Genomic DNA, 20,578 nt, shown 5'->3' with positions numbered 1-20,578 from the left:
GCGGGCCCCGGTCCTTTGCTTCCAGCGCCGGTTCCAGCGCCCGGTGAAGCAGATCGGGACCGCCCGGCGCCCGTTCGTGCGCCGGACGTGACCTCGCGCGTCGCGTGATCCGCATTCCGGGGCATCGACGAGCCTCTGTTCGCTTGACGGGCGCTAACGCGCGCGATTAGACTGAGCGCAACATTGTATACACGGAAAATTCGTCCTCGCATACCGTGTACTTGAAGCCCGACATCGGCGACGCGACGTGACGACATGGCCCGGCGCCGGCCTGAGGAGGCCGGCGCGGTCCAGCACAGGGAGGTATGGCGCGTGACCGCGAGCGAGACCTTCGAAGAGCAGGTGCGGGACCTGGAACGACGGTGGGCCGCCCACGAGCGGTGGAGCGGCATCCGGCGGGAGTATGGCGCCCAGGACGTGGTCCGGCTGCGGGGCTCGGTGGGGATCGAGCACACGCTGGCCCGGCTTGGGGCCGAGCGCCTCTGGCGGCTGCTGCATGAGGAGCCCTACGTGGCCACCTTCGGGGCCGAGACGGGCGCCCAGGCCGTCCAGATGGTACGGGCGGGTCTGAAAGCCATCTACGTGAGCGGCTGGCAGGTGGCCGCGGACGCCAACCTGGCTGGCCAGACCTACCCCGACCAGAGCCTCTACCCCTCCGACAGCGTCCCCGCCCTGGTCCGGCGCCTGAACAGCGCATTGCTCCGGGCCGACCAGGTCGAGTGGAGCGAGACGGCCGGGCGTGGGGCGTCTCCGGGCGAGGTCGTCGACCAAGGGCAGGCGCCGGGGTCCAACGGCAACGGGGTTCACCCTTCCACCTCCAACGGCCATTCCGCCGGGGGTCCGGAGGCGAGCGCGCGAACGACCCCCGAGGACGGCCGGGCCTCCCGCTGGCTGGTGCCCATCCTGGCCGACGCGGAGGCGGGCTTCGGCGGCACCATCCACGCCTTTGAGCTGATGCGGAGCATGATCGAGGCCGGGGCGGCGGGCGTCCACTTCGAAGACCAGCTTGCTGCCGAAAAGAAGTGCGGGCACATGGGCGGCAAGGTGCTGGTGCCCACGGGCCAGTTCATCCGGACGCTGAAGGCGGCCCGGCTGGCGGCGGACGTGCAGGACGTGCCCACGGTGCTCGTCGCCCGCACCGACGCTCTGAGCGCCACCCTCCTCACCAGCGACGTGGATCCCCGCGACCAGCGGTTCCTGACGGGCGAGCGCACGGTCGAAGGGTACCACGTGGTGCGGGGCGTCCTCGAGAGTGCCATCGCCCGGTCGCTCGAGTACGCCCCCTATGCCGACATGCTCTGGTTCGAGACGGCCCGGCCCGATCTGGAGCAGGCCAGGGCCTTCGCCGAGGCCATCCACGCCCGCTACCCTGGCAAGCTCTTGGCGTACAACTGCTCGCCTTCCTTCAACTGGGAGGCCAACCTGGACCCCGGGGCCATCGCCGGCTTCCAGCAGGAGCTGGCCGCCATGGGGTACCGCTTCCAGTTCATCACCCTGGCCGGCTGGCACCTGGTGAACTTCCACGCCTACGACCTGGCTGCTGCCTACCGGAACGAAGGCATGACGGCCTACGTCCGCCTCCAGCAGCAGGAGTTCGCCCGGCAGCGGGACGGCTACACGGCAGTGCGGCACCAGTGGGAAGCGGGCGCCGGTTACTTCGACCAGGTGGCCCTGACCGTCTCGGCCGGCGAGACGTCCACCACGGCCCTCACCGGATCGACCGAGCGGGAGCAGTTCTAGACCCGGGAGTCCTGACGGCGGTTGCCGGGGGTGCTCCAAGGCGATGGCGTCCTGGGGCGCCCCAGGGAGTGGGGGTCGACGGCACGCCGTTGCAGGTGAGGCCGTCCCCGAGTGCGAACGTTCCGGGGGCGGCCTTCGCGCGCCGGGCCGGCGTCGAGGCCGGCGCCGCTGAGCCTGCATCCCGATCATGCCGAGGCGGGGGCGTCCGCGTGCCACACCGGGTCGGGCGGGTCCTCTTCTTCCATGGTGTCGTCTTCCTCTGGGGTTATGCCTCGTCGCTGCTCAGCCCGGTGCTCCCCAGCGTGCTGGAGACCTTCGGTCTGTCCTTCGGCGCGGGCGGCATGCTCTTCGCCGCGTCATCGGCGGGGTTCATGGCCGGCTCGCTTGCGGGTGGGGCGGCGACCGCCCGGGCTGATCGGCGAAGGATCCTGGTCGCTGCCGCCGCCGGGTTGCTCGCGAGCTTCGCGCTGGCCTGGCGGTCCCCGGTCTACCCATTGCTCCTGGTGGCCGTGGCCGGGGCGGGCTCTGCAGGCGGCGTGCTGACGACCACGGTCACCGCCCTGACGGGCGAGATCCACCCCGACCGCCGCGCCGCGTCGCTGAACCTGCTCAACGTCTTCTTCGGCCTCGGGGGCATCGTGGGGCCGCTGGTGGCTTCGGCGGTGCTGGTGGCGGTCGGGGGATGGCGGCCGGTCTTCGGCCTGTCGGTGGTCCCCGTCGCCCTGGCCCTGGCAGTGGCGGTGGCGCTGCGGCCCATCGAGCTCCAGGCGGCCCTTGAAGGTCCGACCCGCGCCCCCGGTTACGGAGACCTGCTTCGCCGGCAGGGGATGCGGCCCTTCCTGATGGGCGCGCTGCTCGAAGGGGCGACCGTCTGGGGTATGGTCCACTGGTTCGTCACCTACCTGACCGTCGAGCGCGGCCTGGAGATCCTGGCGGCCGGCCGTACCCTCTCGGGTTTCTGGCTGGGCTTGCTGGCGGGCCGGCTGGTGATGAGCCGCCTGCTCCTTCGCTTCCGACCCGGGTCGGTGCTGGTGTGGGCTTCTGCAGGCGCGGCGGCGGTGGCGCTGGGCCTCACGTTTGAGTGGCCTCCAATGGCCCTGATGGTCCTCGGTGTGGCCCTGGGCGTGCTTCTGGCCGGCGCTTTCCCCACCCTGATGGGTCTTGCCATGGACGAAGGCCCCCAGCTCGCCGGGCCCATCGCCGGCGCCCTCACCGTGGCCAGCGGCCTGGGCGGGCTCGTGTCGCCGGAGGTGATCGGGCTCGTTGCAGACGGTTTCGGGCTTGCCTGGGGGATGCGGCTCATTCCCGTCTGCTTGGCCCTGCTCGCGGGGGTGGCCGCGGCCGTGGCCCGGCGCCAGCCGGCGGTCGCGGGGCCGGCCCTTCACCCGGAGTAGGAGCCGGAGGAAAGGAGGATGGCTCTCATGCCTTGGCTGGAACGCCACGGCCTTACCTTGGCGTGGCTGATCGCGCTGGTGGCCACGGCCGGCAGCATCTACGCGAGTGAGGTGCGGCAGTTCCTGCCGTGCACCCTGTGCTGGGTGGAGCGGATCTTCATGTTCCCGCTGGTGCTCATCCTGGGACTGGCCAGCCTCCGGCGGGACCGGGGCGTCGTCGACTACGTCCTGCCGCTCACCGTGCTGGGCGGGCTCACGTCGCTCTACCACTTCCTCCTTCAGAAGGTTCCGGCCCTGGAGTCCGACGCCTTCTGCGCGGCGGGGGTGCCGTGCTCGGTGCAGTACGTCAACTGGCTCGGTTTCGTCACCCTGCCGTTCCTGGCCTGGGTGGCCTTCACAGCGATGACGCTGCTCCTGGTGGCCTGCCGGCGCGCCGAGAGGCAGAACGACCCCGCGCAGGGGGCCGTCCCTGAGTCGTCGCCCGGGCCCGCGAGATGACGGACCCGGTGGCATCGTCTCAGGGCGGCCCAGCGGTTGCAGCCAGCGGGGCACCTAGGTGATCTGGGGCTTCTTGATGCTGGGCCTTGACCTTCAAGGCCCCACCGCTCTCCCGCGGTCCTCCAGCCCGCCGCGAGGCAGGACGGCCCCGTGCGGGGGCCGCCGCTACCTCGCTCGTTCCGGAGTGCTGCTCGGCGACGGTCCCGGGATCGGAAAGGTAGCGCTCGCGCGGCTGTCCGGTGCGGGTGAACCCGTGGGCGCGGGCATGGTCCACGAGAGCCCGATCGGTGTCGCCTCGCTCGTCGTGTGGTCCGATATCGCTTTCCGATCCTCCCGCGACGGCGCGCGAGGGAGCGGTCCGACCGCTACGGGTGCACCGCCACCGGATGCGGCTCGAAGGTGGCCGTGAAGTGCCGGAGCACGGGCGGTTCGTAGGAGAAGCGGTAGGCGGGCAGGCTCTCCCGCCGCTCCCAGACCCGGCGGAGCCCCTCGGCCACCACGTCCATGTGGCGGAAGCTGTAGACCCGACGGGGGATGGCGAGCCGCAGGAGCTCCTGGGCGGGGTAGTCGTGCTCGCCCGTCTCGGGGTCCCGGCCGGCCAGGACCGTGCCGATCTCGGTCGCCCGCACCCCGGCCTCCTCGTAGAGGGCGACCGAGAGGGCCCAGCCGGGCAGGTCGTCGCGGCCGAAGTGGGGGAGGAAGCGGGCCGCGTCCACGTAGACCCCGTGGCCGCCGGCAGGCGCCACCAGCGGGATGCCGAGCCCGTCGAGCTGCTCCCACAGGTACCGCACCTGCCCCACCCGGCTGGACAGGTACGCCTCGTCCAGCACCTCCCGCAGGCCGGCGGCCAGAGCGTCCAGGTCCCGCCCCGACATGCCCCCGTAGGTGACGAAGCCCTCGTAGAGGATGGCGAAGGAGGAGGCCTGCCGGTAGAGGGTCTCGTCCCGGAAGGCGACGAAGCCGCCCATGTTCACCAGGCCGTCCTTCTTGGCGCTCATGGTGCAGCCGTCGGCATGGCTCATCATCTCATGGACGATCTCGGAGAGCGGCACGTCCCGGTACCCTGGTTCCCGCTGCTGGATGAGGTAGGCGTTCTCGGCGAAGCGGGCGGCGTCAAAGAAGAGCAGGGCGCCGTGCCGGTGGGCCACCTCGCTCACCCGCCGGATGTTCTCCATGGAGACGGGCTGGCCGCCGTTGTTGTTGCAGGTGACGGTGAGCATGACCAGGGGCGCGGTCGGCCCCTCTTCCTCCAGCAGCACCTCCAGGGCGGCCACGTCCATGTTCCCCTTGAAGGGGTGGGTGCTCTGGGGATCCCGGCCATCGGGGATCCCCAGGTCCACGGGGCGGGCGTGCCGGTTCTGGACGTGGGCCTTGGTGGTGTCGAAGTGCATGTTGTTGGGCACCACCTGCCCCGGCTGCACCAGCGTGTGGAAGAGGACGTTCTCGGCCGCCCGGCCCTGGTGGGCGGGAAGGACGTGGTCGAAGCCCAGGACGTCCCGCACCGCGTCCCGTAGCCGGTAGAAGCTCCGGGAGCCGGCGTACGACTCGTCGCCCAGCATCAGGGCGGACCACTGGGCGTCGCTCATGGCGGCCGTGCCCGAATCGGTGAGGAGGTCGATGCTGACCTGCTCCGCCCGCAGGCGGAAGGGGTTGTAGCCGGCCTCCGCGATGAAGCGCTCGCGTTCGGCCCTGCGGGTGACGGGGATCGGCTCCACCATCTTGGCCCGGTACGGTTCCGCCCAGGCCAGGGGTTCGTCCAGTCGCGACAGGTCCACATGAGGCATGAGGTCCACACTCCTCGCCAGGATGGGTCGCCTCACCTGGACTCTGCTCGCCTCAGCTCGGTTGCGCCCCGGCACCCCTGAGGTGCCGGCGGCGTGCGCCGGGGTCAAAGAGGGAAGAAGAGGGCGAGCACTCCATGGTACGCCGGCGCCCGCCCTCGAGGTGTAGTGGCGCGCAGGTACCGAGTTCGCCGCGGGGGGCGCCTCTGCCTGCGCGTGATCCGCGCCGTGTGGCTGCCGGGCCGGGAGGCTGCCCCGATGCCCGGGGATGAGTGCACCGAGCGCAGCCCGTGCGCAGGAAAGGAAGGTCCCGCGCGATGGTGCGCCGTGTGCTGCTCTCCTGGAGCTCCGCCAAGGACAGCGCCTGGGCACGTACGAGCTGCACGGCTGCCTGGCCAGAGACTCGACCTGGGCAACCCTGCGGAGGGGGCCGAGCTTGAGCACGATGGGTACATGGTCTTGCCCCGTGTCGAGGCGCGGCGCGCTCCTCGAAGTCGTGTATCAGCCCCGAAGATGGCGAGATCCGGGAGGATTGGCTACCTTCCTGTCGAATCACGCACGTAGGTTCCGCTTCTCCCTGGAGCCCGACATGCCCACGGGGCCCAAGAGGCGAGGTGGGTCCGGGTGAAGCAGCAAGGCTCCGGTTCGAAGGAGCGACCTCCGTATGGATCGTCCAGGCGGACACCATCGAGCGCCGCAGGCAGCGCATCCCAGTACTCCGGAACCACACGTACCGGAGACTACCGGCGTGATGACCCTATCGAACACCGCAGACCCAAGCCCAGGCTCCTTGATCAGTTGAGAGAAGCGCTCCGTTCACGCCATTACAGCCGTAGGACCGAAGAGAGCTACCGCCTGTGGGTGAGACGGTTCATCCGCTTTCACAACCTGCGCCATCCGGCGGAGATGGGGGAAGCAGAGATCAACGCGTTCCTAAGCCACCTGGCCACCCACGAGAAGGTGAGCGCTTCCACACAGAATCAGGCCCTCAGTGCCCTGCTCTTCCTCTATCGCAACGTGCTCCGCCGTCACACCGGGGATCTTGGGTCCGTGATCCGAGCCCGAAAGCCTCGCCGGCTCCCTGTCGTCCTCACAAAGGACGAAGTAAGGGCGGTCCTGGCCGAGCTCGAGGGAACCTACCGGCTCATCGCTTCCCTGATGTATGGCTCCGGGCTCCGGGTGACCGAGTGCCTCGGCCTGCGGGTGCAAGATATGGACTTCGCCCGAGGCGAGATCCTCGTGCGCGACGGCAAGGGGGCGAAGGACCGGGTGACGATGCTTCCGGAGGCGCTCAAAGAGCCCCTTCGCAGGCACCTTCGGACCGTCAAGGCGACCCACGATCGGGACCTTCGCGAGGGCTCGGGTCGGGTCGACCTTCCGCAGGCCATTGCGCGCAAGTACCCTCAAGCAGCGACCGACTGGCGCTGGCAGTGGGTCTTCCCCCAGGCGAGACGTTGGAGGAACCCAACAACAGGAGAACAGGGCCGTCACCACATGCACGAGTCCCTGGTGCAGAGGGCCGTGGCCCAAGCGGTTCGACGCGCCCGACTCACCAAGCGGGCGTCCTGTCACACGTTCCGTCACTCCTTCGCCACGCACCTGCTGGCCGACGGCTACGACATCCGGACGGTCCAGGAGCTCCTCGGCCACAAGGACGTGCGAACGACCATGATCTACACCCACGTCCTGAACCGCGGCGGCCGTGGCGTCCGTAGCCCGGTGGATTCGTTGTAAGTGGGGACCCAGAGAGTCAGGATCTTCAGGTCGAGTTACCCAGAACAAGATAAGACGCCGCGCGAAGCAGGTAGATTGCAGAAAGGATCCGTCCTGAGGCCGTTCCTCCGGGCGTGTGGCACGCTGATTACCAATCAATCTTGCGACCTACAGGTCATATGGAGAACGTCTTAAGCTGTAGTTGGGCGGACTCGGAACTCAGGTCCGGTTCCGCCAGTAGCCCGGGCGACGCTTCAGGTGAGCAACCGCCACGATAACGATCTCGTCCGGTCGGAGGTGGTACACGACTTGGTAGGGAAAGCCTCGGACGAGGACCCTGCGGGTAAGGTGGTCAGCAGAGACGGGGGAGCCGATCTCGGGATGGGTTTCGATCAGGGCCGTTACCGACGCGACGGCCCTTTAGGAATCGGCGCCAAGGCCCGGGTTTTGTGCTTCGTACCAGCGAACGGCTGCGATGAACTCATCGGAGGCGGACTTGCTGCTGCGGAGAGCCCTGGTGATCGGTCGAGGATTTCTCTCTCGATCCTGCGCTTGACCTTCTCCCAGGGCTCAAGCTCGGCGGTCCAAGCCTCGATGTCGGCGACTCGTCGCTGGATCTCGGCCTCCCAGGCAGACTCGGCGTCCGGATCGGGGGGGCCGTCCAGGCTTGCGAGGAGTTCAGCGGCGATCTCAGCCCGGGCCTTTGCATCGAGCCGGAGCGCATCGGCAAGCACTTCGTCACTGGGCTTCATCATACCACCATTGTATGCTGCGGAGCGCCGCCCAACAAGCGTATGCAGCGGACGCCGTAGGAGGCCGGAGAGACTCGATCGGTGGCTGGCTGTCGGCGCCGCTGATACGGCAGGACGTTGGGCAGATCGGAAAGAACAGGCGAGGCTACTTTCTAATCGGCTTGTGTCCGGTGGAGGGGGTATTATGGCAACCGAGTACTGGCTGTACCAGGCAATCAGAACCCAGGATAGGGACTGGAGGCCTGACTTCGCCTATCAAGCGACCATGAACTGGGCGAAGGCCTTGCGTTTCGAGATCGAGCAGGAACATGGATCTACTCCAAGAGAGCAGTTGGCGGCGTGTCGGGCGCACGTCTCGGCTACTAGGCGCCGACGCGACTTCAACGTAGTGCAGGTGTTCGCGCCCCTGCTGCAGTCACTGAACTTTGTAATCGCACTGATATCTCTGGAGATACGAACCCTTACGATGCCGTGGATCGGGCCTACGGCAGTCGTGGCGTGGTACTATGCCGTATACAACTCATTCCGATCGATCGCGGCAGCCTATGATGGACGAGAAGGGACGAATCATTCCTTCTATGCGCGATTTGTTGCTGATCTTGCCAGCATCTTCCCTCATCCGCTCAATATGGTCGCGGAGCACCAGAGAGACGAGGAGTACGAATCACGGTTGCCTAGCTACCCTGGCGTAGGAGGGGAATCCCTGGTCGCCACGTTTAGGGCGAGCCGACGCCACGCACAAGGTCTCTTGATTTCGTATCTTAATGGAACAGCCAACTGGTACGTTGAGGACATAAAGACTCGGGTTAGGCGGCAGCATGGTTTTCGAGATTTCCGTAGTAGGGAAGCAAGAAGGACTAGAGACCAGCAACTCCCAAGGAAGATCGCATTCTTGCATTGCGCTTTCCGGTATCGAGGAAAGGCCAACTATCGCGACGGGCTCTTTATGACATATGGAAGGGATACGCAATGCCTGGACGATGACTTCATCAGCGCCCTAGCGGCCAGTGCACGCTTTGTCTGGACGTGGGCTTTGGCATACTCAGAACAACGGGGTGGAACAAGCAACGTCCAACGCTTCTTGAGGGACATGCGGGAACACTATCGAGGACTAGCCAGTGCAGAGCCAACCGAAACGTTCTGGAGCGAGTTTGGACGTTGATCTGGTGTCAACTGCATGCTCAATACTGCCCAACAAGCGTATGCAGCGGACGCCGTAGATCACTGGGCGCGCCAGATGGGGAGCCCACAGTCGGCGCCGCTGATACGGCATGACGTTAGGCGGCCATGGGCTTCGGTACGTATAGGAAGCATGGCCTCCCCGACTGAGAGTGCTGTTGCTTCGGCCGTGGACTGGCGTTGTACAGTCGAGAGGCACATCTCGCGACCCCGATCCCTCAACCATGGGCTTTTTTCGCGACGAAGGCTGGGAAAAACCCGAAATCGCCTAGTAACAACCATAGATGCGTAGAGGCTTGATATCCAGTGATCGATATGGTATGATCTGGGTACAATGTACTTGCGCACTGTTCGATCCAGGGGAGTCGAGTACGTCCAGCTCGCCCACAGTCGCTGGAAGGGCGGTCAGAGCCGGCCTGAGATCCTCTACAACTTCGGCCGGAAGGAGCAACTGGATCTCGACGCTCTGAGACGGCTCGTCAAGAGCATCAGCCGCTTCCTCGAACCCGAGGAGGTTCAGTCGATCCAGCAAGAGCTCGGGTTGGACTGGCCCTTCGAGTTCCTGGGATCGAGGAAGCTCGGGGGCACCTGGCTCCTGGACGGCGTCTGGCGCCGGCTGAAGCTCGATCGGGCCTTCAACCGGCTCCTCTCCCAGCGGGGCTACCGCACCCCTGTCGAAAGACTCATCTTCGCCATGGTGGCCAACCGGGCCCTCGCCCCAGGCAGCAAGCTCGGCATGGAGCATTGGGTCGCCAACGAGGTCTGGATTGAAGGGCTCCCCGAGGTGGAGGTCCACCAGCTCTACCGGGCGATGGACTTCCTCCTGGAGGCCCACGACGAGGTCCAGCGGGAGGTCTTCTACTCGGTGGCCAACCTCCTCAACCTGGAGGTGGATCTCCTCTTCGTCGACACCACCAGCACGTACTTCGAGATCGAGGACGAGGAGGCGGACACCGAAGAGGCAGAGGGCTTCAGGAAGCGGGGCAAGAGCAAGGACGGACGACCCGGGCTTGCCCAGGTCGTGATCGGCTTCGCCGTCACCCGGGACGGGATCCCGGTACGCTGCTGGGTCTGGCCCGGCAACACCTCCGACATGAACGTGGTGGAGGAGGTGAAGCGGGACCTGAACGGGTGGAAGCTGGGCCGTGTCGTGGTGGTCATGGACACCGGCTTCAACTCCGAGGAGAACCGCCGGATCCTCCAGGGGGCGGGCGATGCGTACATCCTTGGCGAGAAGATGCGTCTCGGCAAGGGCGGTACGCCGCATGAGGCGCTGAAGCGACCCGGGACGTACAAGAAGCTCGCGCATGGGCTTGAGATCAAGGAGGTCGTCGTCCAGCCCGAGAGCGCCGCTCACCGCCGTTTCGTCGTGGTCTACAACCCCGAGGAGGCTGAGCGGGATCGGAAGAAGCGGGAGGACATCGTGGCCGAGGCCGAACAGCGGCTGGCGGAACTCGGGGATCTGGAGGGGAAGGAGCACAGCAAGGCTGTCTGCGCGCTCCGCTCCCACCCCACCTACGGCCGCTACCTCCGTCAGACCAAGACCGGCGCGCTCAAGATGAACCGGGCGAAGATCCGCCAGGAGGAGAGGCTCGACGGGAAGCTCCTGGTGAGCACCTCGGACGATGGCCTCTCCACCGAGGACGTCGTCGCCGGGTACAAGCAGCTCTGGCAGATCGAGCGTGTGAACCGCCAGCTCAAGCACACCGTCGACATCCGGCCTGTGTTCCACCGGCTGGAGGACCGGATCCGGGCGCACGTGCTCCTCTGCTGGCTCGCACTCCTGCTCATCAGAGTCGCCGAGAACGAGACCCACCGCACCTGGAACCAGATGAAGCTCCTCCTCTCCACGCTCGAGCTGGGGATCCACCGGACCCATCACGGTGAGGTCTGCCAGACCAATCGGGTCACCCAGGACCAGAAGGCCCTCTTCGAGGCGCTTCACATCAAGCCTCCGGCCAGATATCTGGCCATTCCTACACCAAGAAGCGCATAGCGTGCATGGTAACAACCGGTTTGCCGCCGCGACAGGGCGCAAATGCCTTCGTTGCGGCTTCTTTCAGCCATGGTTGTGTGTTTGCACTGTACAACGCCAGCCTGGCGCGGGGGAGAAAGCCGCGTCGTGAGGCTCTAAGGGCGAGGTCCACGCGCTCTTGGGCGCCAGCGGATCGGCAAGAGCACCCCTGCCAGGGTAGGAGCGGCTTGCGGCTGGGGCTGTTCCTGGGCAGGGTCCACCTTCCGATACGGGGAGGCGCGAGCTACTCAAGCCCGTCGAGCATTCGAACCTCATCGGCCTCCTGATAGGGGATCAGTTCACCGTTGTCGCGTTCCGTCCATACGCGCTCCTGGTGTGGGTCCCACGTGCCGGCCCCCTAGCCCAAGATCTCAACATACCCCTTCGTGCCATCCACGCGGATCCGCTGCCCGTCCCGAATCAGGCGGGTGGCATGCTCCACCCCCACAACGGCCGGCAGGCCGTACTCCCGGGCGGTCACCGCGCCATGGGTCATCAGGCCGCCCACCTCGGTCACCAGGCCCTTGATCGCGACGAACAGGGGTGTCCAGCTGGGGTCGGTGTAGGCGGTGACCAGGATGTCGCCCCCTTCGAGATCGGCCTCGGCCATGTCCAGGATGACCCGGGCCCGCCCCTCGACGGTCCCGGCCGAGACCGGCAAGCCGGCCAGGGCGCCGTCAGGCAAGTCGTCGCGTCGGTAGGCGCCGGTGAGGGCCTCGCCATCCGACGTGAGCACCCGGGGCGGGGTGAGCGCTTCATACGACCTGAAGGCCTCCTTGCGCTCGCGGATGAGCCGGTCATCCACGTGATGCGTGCGCACCACGTCGTGGAGCTCCTGGAACGTGAGGTAGAAGATGTCCTCCTTCTCCCGCAGCACGTAGGCCTGCACGAGGCGCTCGGCTTCTTCCAGCAAGGCCTGCCTGTAGACGAAGTAGCGGCTGACCATGCCGTACTTGGGATACTCCCGGTACCCGCTGAAGGTCCGGACCCGGTCGATCATCCGCCTGGTCTCCTGCGCCTTCTGCTCCCCGTCGGGCAACGCCCGCAGCCGCTGCAGCAGCTCCTGCTCCTTGTTCCAGGCCTCCTGCCGGCCTTGCTCGAAGCGCCGCTTGCCGGCCCCCGGCTCCAAGTTCCTGATGTGGCCGAGGATGATGGGCACGAGGGTGGAGGGGCGTTCGCGCCACCGCGGCCTGGTGATGTCGATCTCGCCGACGCATCGCATGCCGTACCTGTCGAGCCAGGCCCGGATAACGTCGCGCGCTTCCCGGCCGCCCGGGAGCCTGGGCAGTTCGTCCAGGAAGTCCTCGCCCTCGACGTGCTCCAGAAAAGCCACCACTTCCGGATGCGGGCGGATCACGTCTGCGACGTCCACGAGTGCCAGCCCCATCTCCGAGGTGACGTTGTGGGGGACGGACTGCGAGAGGGTATCGGCGGCGTTCTTCTCGCCCAGCCACGCCTCAAGCTGCTCGTTGAGCCACCGGCTGGCTTCCATCGCCGCGATGATCACCTGATAGCTATGAGGATCGACCAGGACCCGCTTCATCTCCTGGATGTCCGCCAGGATGAAGTCGAGGAGCGCCGATCCGGACTTCTTCCGGATCTCGCGCTGCGCAGCGGCGATGGAGGCCTCAGTGCGCTCGATCAGCCCGGCGACGATGGCCGGATCGGTCGCAATGGGGGCCGGCGCGCCGCCCACCGGCGGCCCGCCGGGAGCCTCGTCCGGAAGCGATGGGATGAAGTCGCCGCGGTCGAGGAGGGTCTGCAGCGCGTCTCGGGTCAGCGGATCGGACCTCCCCAGGCCTTCCAGGAGGCCAGCACGACTCGCCGGGGAAGCCAGATCCCGGGTGACGTCGACGAACAGTCTCCCGCCGGCCTCGTACATAGGCCGGCCCGCCGTCAGCTGCCAGAAGGAGATCCCCAGGGGCTTGATGGGATCGGTCATCATCTGCTGATGACCGACGGAGACGTAGACGTGGTTCTTCCCGTCGCCGGCCTCAGGGATGGGGAAGAGGGTGGTGATCGGCCGGCTCTGGACGACGTGGAACTGATCGTCGACCAGGCACCACTCGATGTCCTGGGGGCGGCCGAAGTGGACTTCGATCCGCCGGCCCAGCTCCGCGAGCCGCACGACCTGCTCATCGGTGAGCACGGGTTGCTCCTGCCGCTCCGGCTCGATCGCCTGTTTCTGCGTCCCGCCGGCCGGCGAAGCCTGGATGGCAAGCCGCTTGGTGCCCACCGTCCTGGCGACGACCCGGCCGTCCCGCACCCTGTAGACGTCCCCGTTCACCAGGCCGGAAACCAGGGCCTCGCCCAGGCCGAAGCCGGCCTCGACCGAGGCGACCTTGCGGTGGCCGGTGACGGCGTCGGCCGTGAACAGGATGCCAGCCGCCTGCGGGAAGACCATCTGCTGCACGACGACGGCCATGCGGACCTTCCGGTGGTCAATGCCGTTCCGCAGGCGGTAGGTCACGGCCCGCTCGGTGAAGAGCGAGGCCCAGCACCGTCTGATGTGCTGGAGGATGGCCGCCGGTCCCACGACGTTCAGGAACGTGTCGTGCTGGCCCGCGAAAGCGGCCGTCGACGAGTCCTCCGCCGTCGCGCTGGAGCGGACGGCGTAGGCGGCTTCTTCGCCGAGCCGGGCGAGCCGGTGGGCAATCGCCGCCGCCAGATCGTCGGGGATGGCGACCTTTTCGAGGGTCTGGCGGATCTCCGCGCTGAGCGCGCGGATCGCCTCCCGGTCGTCCGGATTCAGGTGTGACAGCCGATCGAGCCGATCGTCCATCGCCGGCGCTTCCGCCATGATCCGCTGGAAGGCGTCCGTCGTCACGCAGAACCCGGGCGGCACGCGGAAGCCTTCGATCCGCGCCAGCTCCCCCAGGTTCGCTCCCTTGCCACCAACGGCCGCGGCCTGAGTCCGGTCGATCTCCTCGAAACCCAACACGTAGCAGCCCATCAGCTACCTCCCTCGCGCGTGCGCCAGTCAATGCCGCCGCTTTGCCAGCAAAGCGCCAGGAGACCATGGGAAGCCCATTGTAGCCTTCAGGAACGGGGAAGGCAACGCTAAGAATCTTGGGCGGGATCTGGTATAATGAAAGTGGCGAGAGGGCCTGCGCATGACGGCGCGGGCCTTCGGTCTCCTCTTCACTGTTCGATCCGAGGGCGCAATACAGACGTGTAGTCCCGCGACAGAGCACTGCCCCGTCATGCCGACGCCCTCGCTTTCATCGGCTTCAAGGGAAAGCTGCAGAGTGAGCCTGATCACGTCGGAAGGCGACCCGGTGGCCAGGTCGTTCTTCGAGCGTTGCGGGTGGGAACTGGTGGGCACGATGAGGGACGAGATCAAGAAGGGTGTCAACGGGGTGCTTCTCAGTCGTGTGGTAGACTACCGATTGCACCCGAATCAATAGGCAAGCGTATCTGGGGGGCGCGGCCATTCGCCCCCGGTCGTGGATCAACCGGCGGCGACGCGGTGTGGCCCGGGGCGCGCCGCGCTGGACGCCATTCGGTCCCGTGGGGATAGTGAGCGCACATGGAGGTAGACGAGAGAATGGAGAAGCACCCGTCTGGGATCAAACCCGAAACGTGGCTCGTCTCGGCAGGCCGCCCGACGGAGCCTGGCGCTCCACTGAACGTGCCACCCATCCTCGCTTCCAACTTCATCATCGGCGGTGGGCGCGAGTACGCGCGTGGCAGTGGCACACCAACCTGGGAAGCCCTCGAGGCGATTGTCGGCGGGCTCGAGGGTGGCAAGGCGGTCGCCTTCGCCTCCGGCCTCGCGGCCGTTGCCGCGGTCTTCGACCAGCTTCCGGTTGGCGCTGTTGTGGTCATTCCGGAGGATTGCTATCAGGGTGTTGCATCGCTCTCGGCCCGGGGCGCGGAACGCGGGCGTTGGTCCGTGCAGCGCGTGGCGGTGGACGATACACGTGGATGGATCCATGCCAGTGCCGCCGCGGATCTGATCTGGCTCGAATCGCCATCGAACCCGCTTCTGGTCGTAGCAGACCTGGAGGCGATCCTTGCGGCGGCACGCAAGCCTGGAGCAATCGTGGCCGTGGACAACACCTTCGCCACGCCTTTGAACCAGCAGCCCCTCGACCTCGGCGCCACGGTATCCGTCCAATCCGCCACCAAGTTCATCGGGGGCCACTCGGACTTGCTGGCAGGAGTAGTCACGACCCGAGATGATGGGCTCTGGCACGCCCTCAGGAAGTCCCGCGAGTTGACGGGCGCAACACCGGGAACGTTCGAGGCATTTCTCGCCGTCCGCGGCGCGAGGACGCTCGCCCTTCGCCTACAGCGGGCTCAGCAGACCGCCATGATCCTGGCCGAGCGATTGGAAGGGCACCCGCTGGTCGCTCGGGTCCGATACCCCGGCCTGCCGTCCCATCCGACGCATGGGATTGCCAGGCGTGTCCTGAAGGGCTTCGGAACCATGATCTCCTTCGATCTACTCGGTGGGGCTGAGTTTGCAGATGCGGTCTGCCGGAAGGTCAGGCTCATCCGCCACGCGACCAGCCTTGGAGCAGTCGAATCAACGATGGAACGAAGAGCTGCCGTTCCGGGGCAGGAACACCTGCCCCCTTCGCTCCTGCGACTCAGCGTCGGCATTGAGGACCCGGATGATCTCTGGGCTGATCTCGACTCAGCGATTCGCTCTGGGGCACTGTGATCCATTCGTCGATTGCTAATACAACATCTGGCATGGGTCCGTGATTTTTCCAGAGGGATGGCCCCGGCGGGTCTACCCCATGGACCTTGCGGTTGCACCAGACGCCGGGGCTGGCCGATGCAGGAGATGACAGGGCTCAGGCGCTGTCAGCCTTCGATCACTTCAGAGGTGGGAGGCAGGGTCTGTGGGAGGACTGGCCGCCGTCGGCCTGGCGCTGATCGGGGTCTGGCTGCTGGTGCTTTCAATTGGGGGTACGGTCTCCACTCTCGGCTCCATGGCATTCATGGCCGCGCTGGACTCTTCCATCAAGTCGGGCACTCTGTTCAGCGTCTCCCTGCTCGCACTTCCACATCCTGTGGCATATGACCCCGGAAGGCTATGGGCGCCATTTGCAGAGCGACCTTCCGAAAGAACACCTGGACATCCTCGACCTCGCCGGCTTCGGGCCGGAGATCTACGTTACGCCACTGACCGGAGTTTGAAATCCAGGTCTACTACGTTTTGCCCGAAAAAAGGCCGGAGTGTCACCCAAAGGGTGCGGAATGTGCGCCGTAGGTGGCCCCTAGCACCAGCAGGCGAGTGGGTGGCGGCGCCGCTGATACGGCATGACGTTAGGCGGACGAAAGGAGGGGGGGCCTTGACTTGGATTCCTTCCATTGTGACCACAGTGCTGCTTGGCTTGATACTTTGGCTTGGTCGCAGGGGTCATGTCCCCTAGCTGCTGTAAAATGTGAGGACCTGGTCCTCACGCAGCGTGCGTCGTTTTCTCAACGGATTCCTCGCTCTTTCGCCCAGGCCCCGGATCGGGATCCAGGCCGAGCTCTCGGCGAAGAGCTGCGATCTGCTTGCGCTCGAGCTCGGTGATCCGCACCCGCTGCCAGCGCTTCGTGGCCCTCTGCAGCGTCGCGAAGACGAGCTTCAGGGCGCTGTGCTCGGTCCAGAACCGGGGGAGCACCTTCGTGCGTCGTCGCTCCTCCTCGAAGCTCCGCTCGATCAGGTTCGTCGTTCGCACGTACTTCCGGTGCGCCAGGGGGACCTTGAGGTGGTTGAGGCTCGCCTCCAGATCGTCGGTGAAGCTCCGCACCGCCGAAGGATAGTCCCGCTCGAACCGCTCCACGAAGCGGCGTGCCGCTTGCTTGCCGTCGGCAGGCGTGGGAGCCTCCCGTACCGCAGCCAGGTAGGCCTTCACCTCAGCCCGCATCTCCTCCGGGACCTTGTCCAGGACGTTGCGGGCTTTGTGCGCCCAGCAGCGCACCCGCAGGCTCTTGGGCCACATGGCTTCCACGGCCCGGATGAGCCCCGGCGCCCCGTCGGTCGTCACCGTGAGCGGCGTGCCGAGCCCGCGGCCCACCATGTCTCGGAGGAACTCGAGCCAGTTCTCGTAGCTCTCCTTGTTGCCCAACGCCAGGTGGAGCAACACCCGCCGGCCCTCAACGGTGATCCCCCAGGCGCAGAGGATGCCTTCCCGGGTGGTCCCCGTTCGCCTGAGCGGCTCGAAGACCGCGTCCAGGAAGAGGTAGACCACATCGAGCTCCGCCAAGCTGCGACTTCGGAAGGTCTCGTACTCCTCCCAGAGCGCCTCGGTGATCCTGCTCACCTCCGTCCGGGTGAGCAGGCGTCCGCCGTCCTCACCGGTGAAGGCCTCCTCGATGTCTCGGGTGGAGAGCCCCCGGGCGTACATCTCGGCCGTCAGCCGCTCCAGCTCGTCGGTTCGCCCTGCCAGCATCCCCAGCAGCTGCGAGACAAAGGGCTCCTGCGTCTCTCTCACCTGCGGCACGGCCACCGGAATCTCACCCTCCGCCGTCGCGAAGCCCTTGGTGCGATACCCGTTCCGGTGCCCCCGGAGCGGCTCCCCGGCAGCTCGGCGCTGGTAGTGCTCTCGCCCAAGAAACCGGGCGACCTCCTCTTCCAGCGCCTCCTGGATCAGCCTCCTCATGCCGAGCCGAGCGATCTCGCCCAGGAGCGAACCGCCGTCCCCTTCGGGCAACCCGTGCTCCAGAAGCTCCTGGATCTGCTGGCCAAGCTGACGAGACGGTGGTATCCTCTTCATAGGGACTTGGGTCTCCTTTCCTGGCTTGCTACCGCTGCTACCAGGATAACCCAGGTCCCTCACTTTTTACAGCACGCTGGAGACGTCACCGGTCGCAGGTCTCTAGAGGCGGCCATCACCGAGAGTGGTCCTGTACAGTCGGAAGGCAAATCGCGCGACCCCGATCCCTCAACCATGGCCTTTTTCGGCCGCGAAGGGTGGTCAAGACGCGAAAACGCGTGGGCACAACGCCAGGGCCAGTAGACGTTGACAGATATCTATCCATGCTGGTATAATGTGGGTACAATGTACCTGCGCACTGTTCGTTCCAAAGGAACCGAGTATGTCCAGCTCGCCCATAACCACCGGTCCGGAGGCCAGACCAGGTCTGAGATCCTCTACAGCTTTGGCCGGAAGGACCAGTTGGACCTCGACGCGCTCAGACGGCTCGTGAAGAGCATCTCCCGCTTTCTGGAGCCCGAGGAGGTCGAGAAGATCCAGGAAGAGCTCGGCATGGACTGGCCCTTCGAATTCTTGGGGTCGCGGAAGCTTGGAGGCACCTGGCTGCTCGATGGGCTCTGGCGCGGGTTGAAGCTCGACGAGGCCTTCAACCGGCTCCTCTCCCAGCGAGGCTACCGCACCCCCGTCGAGCGGCTCATCTTCGCCATGGTGGTCAACCGGGCCCTCGCCCCCGCAAGCAAGCTCGCCATGGAGCACTGGGTCGCCAACGAGGTCTGGATCGAAGGGTTGCCCGAGGTGGAGGTCCACCAGCTCTACCGGGCCATGGACTTCCTCCTGGAGGCCCACGACGAGATCCAGCGGGACGTCTTCTACGCCGTGGCCAACCTCCTCAACCTGGAGGTGGACCTCCTCTTCATCGACACCACCAGCACCTACTTCGAGATCGAGGGCGAGGACCCGGACGGGGACGAGGCCGACGGGTTCAGGAAGCGGGGCAGGAGCAAGGACGGCCAGCCCGGGCTTGCCCAGGTGGTGATCGGCTTCGCCGTCACCCGGGACGGGATCCCGGTTCGCTGCTGGGTCTGGCCCGGAAACACCTCCGACATGAACGTGGTGGAGGAGGTGAAGCGGGACCTCAACGGCTGGAAGCTGGGCCGGGTGGTGGTGGTGATGGACACCGGCTTCAACTCCGAGGAGAACCGGCGGATCCTCCAGGGAACGGGCGATGCCTACATCATCGGCGAGAAGATGCGCCTGGGCAAGGACGGCAAGCCGCCTGATGCGCTCAAGCGGGCCGGGAAGTACAAGAAGCTCGAGAACGGCCTCGAGATCAAGGAGGTCGTCGTCCAGCCCGGAAGCGTCGCCCACCGCCGTTTCGTCGTGGTCTACAACCCTGAAGAGGCCGAGCGGGATCGGAAGAAGCGGGAGGACATCGTTGCCGAGGCCGAGCGGAGGCTGGCCGAGCTGGGGAACCTTGAAGGGAAAGAGCACACCAAGGCCGTCTGCGAGCTGCGGGCCCACGCCACCTACGGCCGCTACCTCCGCCAGGCCAAGAACGGCGCCCTCAAGATCAACCGGGCGAAGATCCGCCAGGAGGAGAAGCTCGACGGGAAGTTCCTGGTGAGCACCTCGGACGATGGGCTCTCCACCGAGGACGTGGTCGCCGGGTACAAGCAGCTGTGGCAGATTGAGCGGGTGAACCGCCAGCTCAAGCACACCGTCGACATCCGCCCCGTCTACCACCGCCTGGAGGACCGGATCCGCGCGCACGTGCTCCTTTGCTGGCTGGCTCTGCTGGTGATCCGCGTGGCCGAGAACGAGACCCAGTGTACCTGGTACCAGATGAAGCGCATCCTCTCCACGCTGGAGCTTGGTATTCACCAGACCCGTCACGGCGAGCTCTGCCAGACGAACCGAGTGACCGAGGAGCAGAAGGCGCTCTTCCAGGCCCTCCACATCAAGCCTCCGGCCCGATACCTGGCCATTCCCACGCCGAGAAGCGCATAGGACGCGTGGTCACAACCGCTCCCCGGCCGCTTCAGGGCTCAAACGCCTTCGTGGCGGCCTTGTTCCGCCATGGTTGTGCGTTTGCACTGTACAGCGCCAGTCCGACGAATGTCATGAATCGCGAAGCTGTCAAGATGCTCGTCAACGCTGTCCTTCCGCATCTGGAGCCACATATGAATACAATTGAACAGGCTGGATACTACCCGCTACTGGAAGAGCTCGAGGAACGGCTCTTGTCCGAGCTTCAGAGAATGCTCTCGGGCGACGAAGTAGACGTCGCGAGCCTCAACAGGGCAGCAGAGATAGTTCGGAGATCGAGGGACGTGTTGCGATCGGTGCAGCGAGAGAGCATGCACGTTGACGATGGTGGAGATGAGTCTCCAACGAAGGCCACCTAACAACCGTATGCAGCGGACGCCGTGGGTGGCTGGGTCGGCCGGTCGGCAGCCGGCAGCCGGCGCTGCTGATACGGCAGGACGTTAGAGGGACAGGAGGGTCGGTCGAGACTGGGACGAGCGCTGAGACCGCGGTGACGGCGGCGCGAAGACGCGTTACGAAAGGACACGAGGTGGGACGAGCACTACCGGGGACCTGGTGGCGCAGGGATTTGCTCAGAGCCGCGGATCCCCAAGGGAGCTCCCCGAACAGAGCACCAAGGGGTTGGGGGGGACATGGGCTTGGCCCCTCCATTGGGCTGTGGGCTGCTTCCCCGAACTCGTCAGGGGTGTACTGGACGAGCGAGTAGGGGTCGAGTCGGCACGATCGCCGTCGTCTTCGCGCCGACCCAAGGCACTGCTTCGAACAGTGCAGCAGCCCTCTAACACGCGGCTGCAGCGGACTC

Annotated in this window: 14 protein-coding genes; 9 read left to right on the top strand and 5 right to left on the bottom strand. The window is 66.2% G+C overall.

Annotated features, from left to right (window positions below):
- Window positions 1–312: 312 nt before the first annotated feature.
- The 3 genes from LIP_RS04585 to LIP_RS04575 all read left to right on the top strand — a co-directional run bounded on the left by LIP_RS04585 (window position 313) and on the right by LIP_RS04575 (window position 3,632).
- Window positions 313–1,740 carry an isocitrate lyase family protein gene (locus LIP_RS04585; protein WP_068134948.1) on the top strand — a complete coding sequence of 476 codons (1,428 nt, stop codon included), beginning with the start codon at window positions 313–315 and terminating at the stop codon, window positions 1,738–1,740.
- A 209-nt stretch (window positions 1,741–1,949) separates the two neighbouring features.
- Entirely contained in the window at window positions 1,950–3,134 is a 1,185-nt protein-coding gene (locus tag LIP_RS04580; RefSeq protein WP_068134946.1) for an MFS transporter, read from the top strand.
- 27 nt (window positions 3,135–3,161) lie between these two features.
- Window positions 3,162–3,632: a disulfide oxidoreductase gene (locus LIP_RS04575; RefSeq protein ID WP_198409725.1), complete on the top strand. Its 471-nt coding sequence runs from the start codon at window positions 3,162–3,164 to the stop codon at window positions 3,630–3,632.
- Window positions 3,633–3,997: 365 nt separating this feature from the next.
- Here LIP_RS04575 and LIP_RS04570 read toward each other — a convergent pair whose 3' ends face one another.
- Window positions 3,998–5,416, bottom strand: a complete 1,419-nt coding sequence (locus LIP_RS04570; RefSeq protein WP_068134942.1) for a tryptophanase — start codon at window positions 5,414–5,416, stop codon at window positions 3,998–4,000.
- A gap of 795 nt (window positions 5,417–6,211) precedes the next feature.
- Here LIP_RS04570 and LIP_RS04565 point away from each other — a divergent pair.
- Window positions 6,212–7,147 carry an integron integrase gene (locus LIP_RS04565; RefSeq protein ID WP_144440326.1) on the top strand — a complete coding sequence of 312 codons (936 nt, stop codon included), beginning with the start codon at window positions 6,212–6,214 and terminating at the stop codon, window positions 7,145–7,147.
- Window positions 7,148–7,345: 198 nt separating this feature from the next.
- Here the strand turns inward: LIP_RS04565 and LIP_RS20410 are convergent, their stop codons facing one another.
- Together LIP_RS20410 and LIP_RS17570 are read right to left on the bottom strand one after the other, a co-directional pair.
- Window positions 7,346–7,501 carry a hypothetical protein gene (locus LIP_RS20410; protein WP_407936397.1) on the bottom strand — a complete coding sequence of 52 codons (156 nt, stop codon included), beginning with the start codon at window positions 7,499–7,501 and terminating at the stop codon, window positions 7,346–7,348.
- Window positions 7,502–7,527: 26 nt separating this feature from the next.
- On the bottom strand, window positions 7,528–7,881 hold the full coding sequence (locus tag LIP_RS17570; RefSeq protein ID WP_082725859.1) for an addiction module protein: 354 nt from the start codon (window positions 7,879–7,881) through the stop codon (window positions 7,528–7,530).
- A gap of 181 nt (window positions 7,882–8,062) precedes the next feature.
- On the opposite strand from LIP_RS17570, the gene LIP_RS18395 reads away from it, so the two are divergent.
- Window positions 8,063–9,040: a hypothetical protein gene (locus LIP_RS18395; protein ID WP_144440325.1), complete on the top strand. Its 978-nt coding sequence runs from the start codon at window positions 8,063–8,065 to the stop codon at window positions 9,038–9,040.
- Between the two features lie 351 nt (window positions 9,041–9,391).
- Window positions 9,392–11,053 (top strand): IS1634 family transposase, encoded by a 1,662-nt coding sequence (locus LIP_RS04560; RefSeq protein WP_068134938.1) that lies wholly within the window; start codon window positions 9,392–9,394, stop codon window positions 11,051–11,053.
- Between the two features lie 376 nt (window positions 11,054–11,429).
- On the opposite strand, the gene rph is transcribed toward LIP_RS04560, so the two are convergent.
- Window positions 11,430–14,024: a rifamycin-inactivating phosphotransferase gene (gene rph, locus LIP_RS04555; protein WP_068134936.1), complete on the bottom strand. Its 2,595-nt coding sequence runs from the start codon at window positions 14,022–14,024 to the stop codon at window positions 11,430–11,432.
- Window positions 14,025–14,349: 325 nt separating this feature from the next.
- Here rph and LIP_RS19970 point away from each other — a divergent pair, with 325 nt between their 5' ends.
- Both LIP_RS19970 and LIP_RS04550 read left to right on the top strand, forming a co-directional pair.
- Complete coding sequence (locus LIP_RS19970; protein ID WP_269433372.1) at window positions 14,350–14,478, top strand: hypothetical protein; 129 nt, start codon at window positions 14,350–14,352, stop codon at window positions 14,476–14,478.
- A 140-nt stretch (window positions 14,479–14,618) separates the two neighbouring features.
- A complete protein-coding gene (locus LIP_RS04550) occupies window positions 14,619–15,740 on the top strand; it encodes a trans-sulfuration enzyme family protein (protein ID WP_068134933.1) in 1,122 nt (373 codons plus the stop codon).
- A gap of 745 nt (window positions 15,741–16,485) precedes the next feature.
- On the opposite strand, the gene LIP_RS04545 is transcribed toward LIP_RS04550, so the two are convergent.
- Window positions 16,486–17,790, bottom strand: a complete 1,305-nt coding sequence (locus LIP_RS04545; RefSeq protein WP_068134931.1) for an IS256 family transposase — start codon at window positions 17,788–17,790, stop codon at window positions 16,486–16,488.
- 285 nt (window positions 17,791–18,075) lie between these two features.
- Here LIP_RS04545 and LIP_RS04540 point away from each other — a divergent pair, with 285 nt between their 5' ends.
- Entirely contained in the window at window positions 18,076–19,737 is a 1,662-nt protein-coding gene (locus LIP_RS04540; RefSeq protein ID WP_068134928.1) for an IS1634 family transposase, read from the top strand.
- Window positions 19,738–20,578 lie beyond the last annotated feature (841 nt).

The sequence above is a fragment of the Limnochorda pilosa genome (assembly GCF_001544015.1).
GTDB classification, from domain to species: domain Bacteria; phylum Bacillota; class Limnochordia; order Limnochordales; family Limnochordaceae; genus Limnochorda; species Limnochorda pilosa.
The sequence above is the reverse complement of the archived record's forward strand: the minus strand, read 5'-3'. Positions and strand labels throughout refer to the sequence as shown.

Excerpts from the sequence above, each read along its gene's own strand:
- LIP_RS04540 (WP_068134928.1), top strand. The coding sequence starts at position 18,076 with ATGTACCTGCGCACTGTTCGTTCCAAAGGAACCGAGTATGTCCAGCTC.
- LIP_RS18395 (WP_144440325.1), top strand. The coding sequence starts at position 8,063 with ATGGCAACCGAGTACTGGCTGTACCAGGCAATCAGAACCCAGGATAGG.
- LIP_RS04545 (WP_068134931.1), bottom strand. The coding sequence starts at position 17,790 with ATGAAGAGGATACCACCGTCTCGTCAGCTTGGCCAGCAGATCCAGGAG.
- LIP_RS04570 (WP_068134942.1), bottom strand. The coding sequence starts at position 5,416 with ATGCCTCATGTGGACCTGTCGCGACTGGACGAACCCCTGGCCTGGGCG.
- LIP_RS04550 (WP_068134933.1), top strand. The coding sequence starts at position 14,619 with ATGGAGAAGCACCCGTCTGGGATCAAACCCGAAACGTGGCTCGTCTCG.
- LIP_RS04575 (WP_198409725.1), top strand. The coding sequence starts at position 3,162 with ATGCCTTGGCTGGAACGCCACGGCCTTACCTTGGCGTGGCTGATCGCG.
- LIP_RS04560 (WP_068134938.1), top strand. The coding sequence starts at position 9,392 with ATGTACTTGCGCACTGTTCGATCCAGGGGAGTCGAGTACGTCCAGCTC.
- rph (WP_068134936.1), bottom strand. The coding sequence starts at position 14,024 with ATGGGCTGCTACGTGTTGGGTTTCGAGGAGATCGACCGGACTCAGGCC.
- LIP_RS17570 (WP_082725859.1), bottom strand. The coding sequence starts at position 7,881 with ATGATGAAGCCCAGTGACGAAGTGCTTGCCGATGCGCTCCGGCTCGAT.